The organism is Falsiroseomonas sp. E2-1-a20, from assembly GCF_051433195.1.
GTDB lineage: Bacteria > Pseudomonadota > Alphaproteobacteria > Acetobacterales > Acetobacteraceae > Falsiroseomonas.
The window spans coordinates 1-3,239 of the sequence record NZ_JBHMFT010000117.1 but is presented as its reverse complement, the minus strand read 5'-3'; the positions used below and the strand labels follow the sequence as shown (position 1 = coordinate 3,239).

Below are 3,239 nucleotides of genomic sequence, written 5' to 3'. Positions count from 1 at the left end.
TCACCGGGCCGAAGTAGCGATTGCCCCGCAGGTCGGCCGGGACGCAGATCACCACGCCATCCTGCCACTCCCGCCGGTCGACCGTCTCCGGCTATGCCTGAGATCTACAGCGTAGCAAGCACCGTGCCGCCGCAGTGTGGCGAAAAAGGGTGAGCCATGTGCTGCCGGTTCGCTCCCGGACAATCGGACTGTCCCGCGCCGCCCGAACACGAGCCACTCCTGCTGCGGCCTTCTCATCGGCCTGGTCAGGTCAGACCGCGTCGCGACCGCGAGCGGCGCCTCCTCGACCAGCAATCTCGGGCTCCGGCAGGCTCAGGGAGCGGTATCCCCGGACCGCAGCAGCATCACCAAGCTGTTCCGCGACGTGCTAGCGCACGCGCGACGGCGAACCCGCCGGCTCGCCGCGCGGAGCGCTGTTCTTCTAGCCCGGAAAATTCATGAGGCTGGCTGGACCGCGCGAACGGTGGTCGGCTGGCGCGTCGGCGGAGACGCGGTCGCGTTTGAATCCCACCTTGGCTGCGGGCGGGCGGTTGGTGCGTATCGCGGGTCTGGCGGGTTGCGGTGTGTGTGGCTGGATCGGGGCGTCTGCCCCGTTGCTCAGCAGGTGAGGCGCGGCAGGCGTTCGAGCGTGAGGCGCAGGATGGCCTTGTCGGGGCAGGCGCTCGGCAGGCGCAGCATGACGCGAGTCTTCAGCGCGACGACGCGGGTGGCGAGCTTCACCAGGCGCAGCCGCAGCGTGTCGAACTGCGCGACCCGCCAGGTCGAGCGCTTCGGCATCAGGCTGCGCAGTGACCACAGCAGCCAGTAGGCACCGGTGTGCAGCATCAGGCGGAACTGGTTGGCGGTGGCGCGGCAGCACGAAGTCCGATCGGCGGCGAGATGGCGCTTCCAGGCCTTGATGTGGTTCTCGGCCTGGCCGCGCCGGCAGTAGAGATCCTCATAGATCGTGCGCGCCGATCCGGCAGCGAGGTTGGTGACGACGAAGCGCGTGTCGGCGCCCTGCGCGCTGACCTCGACGCGGGCGATGATGCGCTCGACGCGGGTCCAACTGGCGGCGCCATCGTGGAATTCCTTGTAGCGCCGCAGCTTTTCCCCGCCCGGCGCGCCCGTGTGACGACGCGCGGTGCTGGCTTCCAGCGTCTCGACATGGTGCCGCAGCGTCGTGGTGGAGGCGACGCCAAGCAGGAAGTCGACGCGCGCCGCGCGGCAGAAATCCAGCACCTCCGGCGCGCAATAGTGGCTGTCGGCGCGGATCAGGATCTCGACGCGCGGCCAGTGGCTGCGGATCTCGCGCACCAGACGGCGCAGGAGATTGCGTGCTTCGGCGCCGGTCGGACGCCTGGCCGGGCGCAGCATGGCGGCGACGGGGCGACCCTCGGCGTCGAACACGACGATCGGCTGGAAGCCGTATTCGTCGTAGTAGGCGTTGAACAGCCGCAACTGCTGCCCGCCATGCACGGCGTCGAAGGTGTCGTCGATATCGAGCGTGATACGACGCGGCACGTGGCGAAAGCTGGCGCAGTAGAGCGCCACCATGGCACGCGCCATGCGGATCAGTGCCCGCGGCCCCGGCGTGTTCTCGAGGCGCGACAGCGTCGGCTGCGAACACAGCGCAGCCTCACCAGGCAGCCGACCGTTGGCGAGCTTGAACAGGGGATCGTGCCGCAGGCTATCGGCATCGTTGCCGTCCTCATAGCCGGCCGCGATCATCAACAGGCGGAAGCGCAGCATCTCGGCGAGGCGGTGCTGGATGCGCTCGGGCGCCCGCGGATCGTCGATGCACGCAGCGAGACGTTCAGCCACGCCGAGGCGCGCCTCAACCTCACGCAGCGCCAGCAGGCCGCCATCCGATGAGAAGGATCCGCCATCAAAGCGGGCGATGATGGGCTTGCCGGCGACTGATGACAGGCCCGGCAGGGGCAGCGTAACTTCAATGTCGGCGGGCATGGTGTCCGAAAACGGCAGGGTTCTGGGTTCGCAGCCGAATCCTATGGCCGTTCAACGGGTTGCACCATGTCCGCCAGCCCTGATGAATTTTCCGGGCTAGGGCCTTGCCAATCACGTACAGGCGATGCTGCATCCGTCGCGGCGCTCCAAAAGTATCGGGATAAAGGCCGAGAGGAGGGGCGCCGATGGCATATCTGGTTCTGTTGGATATGGCAGAGCAGAGTCTGTCCGTGGAGAAGGCCACCCCTGGCGATGCGATCGACGCCGCGGCCTGTTTTTCCCAGAGCGGAATGACGGTCCGCGTTGTGGATCTGGCAAGTGGCGAGCGCTTCAACGCGGTGGATTTTGCGGCACTGCATCCCGCCGCGACCTTCCGGGCGCTGGTCGACCGAGTGGCCCTGCAACCACGGTCCCACGACGGGGAGCCGGCGAGTGCCGTGACCGCGCTCGATCTCGAGCAACGGCTTGGACCACCCATGGGCTGAGCGACTTCCGCCAGCGTGTACCGCTTTGGCTGGTCCGTCCTGCCGGCAGGTTCAGCCAGCCGGCGGTCGGAGGTCCAGTCTGACGCCGGCTATGCAGGGGCCGGCTGGACGACGAGATCCAACACCTTGGCCTGCATTGAGGCGCAGAGCGCCCTGGCTTCGTCGTAGGTGGTGCCGGGCCTCAGTTCCAAGGTGATCATCATGCCGCGAAGCTGCGGGATGTCGGCCCCCTTCGGCTCGAACAGGATGAAGGGTCGGTCGGGCTGGCCGTCGCCGGCTTCCTTGACGGTGAAGGTGAAGCTCGCTCGATTGATCATGGGCGCCTCTCAGAATGTTCTTATTATGCAACATGAGCGGCGCCTCCACCAGTGGAGAACCCTATCTCCCAACACAGTTGCCCGTGGCCCCTTGAGAGCGCCGCGCGAAGATCCAAGACTTGAGTCCGGGCTGTCGGCCTGGAGGTCAGCATGTCGGATGCGGAACGCAGTGCCCGGCTGGAACCTGAAGCGGAGCAGGATCTTGAGCAGGCGATTCGCGAGCGGGCCTTCCTGCTTTGGGAGTTGGAGGGCCGGCCGGAGGGCAGGGAGGACGAATACTGGCATCGTGCCCGCGAGCGGCTAGAAGCCGAAACGCACGCCGCCTATCCCCCGGCGCAGGCCGGCCACCACCGGACCTAGTCGCGCCGTCTCATGATCCTGTTGCCAGGGCAACAGGCATACGCCGCGCGCTGCGCAGGCAAGTTCATCGAGAACCTGACCAGGCAGCTGCACCGGCGCCACGGCGCAGCAGGAGAGGCCGCGGGCGCCG

At 67.4% G+C, this 3,239-nt stretch carries 4 protein-coding genes; 2 read left to right on the top strand and 2 right to left on the bottom strand.

The annotated features are described in order from the left end of the window. Positions 1 to 597: 597 nt before the first annotated feature. Entirely contained in the window at positions 598 to 1,947 is a 1,350-nt protein-coding gene (locus tag ACFHPP_RS30695; protein ID WP_437167023.1) for an IS1380 family transposase, read from the bottom strand. A gap of 185 nt (positions 1,948 to 2,132) precedes the next feature. Between ACFHPP_RS30695 and ACFHPP_RS30690 the strand changes: the two genes are divergently transcribed. Continuing rightward, entirely contained in the window at positions 2,133 to 2,432 is a 300-nt protein-coding gene (locus ACFHPP_RS30690) for a hypothetical protein (RefSeq protein WP_437167022.1), read from the top strand. A gap of 89 nt (positions 2,433 to 2,521) precedes the next feature. Here the strand turns inward: ACFHPP_RS30690 and ACFHPP_RS30685 are convergent, their stop codons facing one another. Further along, positions 2,522 to 2,749 carry a hypothetical protein gene (locus ACFHPP_RS30685; protein ID WP_430672593.1) on the bottom strand — a complete coding sequence of 76 codons (228 nt, stop codon included), beginning with the start codon at positions 2,747 to 2,749 and terminating at the stop codon, positions 2,522 to 2,524. A gap of 150 nt (positions 2,750 to 2,899) precedes the next feature. On the opposite strand from ACFHPP_RS30685, the gene ACFHPP_RS30680 reads away from it, so the two are divergent. Continuing rightward, positions 2,900 to 3,109 carry a DUF2934 domain-containing protein gene (locus ACFHPP_RS30680; RefSeq protein ID WP_437167021.1) on the top strand — a complete coding sequence of 70 codons (210 nt, stop codon included), beginning with the start codon at positions 2,900 to 2,902 and terminating at the stop codon, positions 3,107 to 3,109. Positions 3,110 to 3,239: the final 130 nt, after the last annotated feature.

Bases quoted from the DNA above. Each gene is read 5' to 3' on its own strand.
- ACFHPP_RS30680 (WP_437167021.1), top strand. From the start codon at position 2,900: ATGTCGGATGCGGAACGCAGTGCCCGGCTGGAACCTGAAGCGGAGCAG.
- ACFHPP_RS30690 (WP_437167022.1), top strand. From the start codon at position 2,133: ATGGCATATCTGGTTCTGTTGGATATGGCAGAGCAGAGTCTGTCCGTG.
- ACFHPP_RS30695 (WP_437167023.1), bottom strand. From the start codon at position 1,947: ATGCCCGCCGACATTGAAGTTACGCTGCCCCTGCCGGGCCTGTCATCA.
- ACFHPP_RS30685 (WP_430672593.1), bottom strand. From the start codon at position 2,749: ATGATCAATCGAGCGAGCTTCACCTTCACCGTCAAGGAAGCCGGCGAC.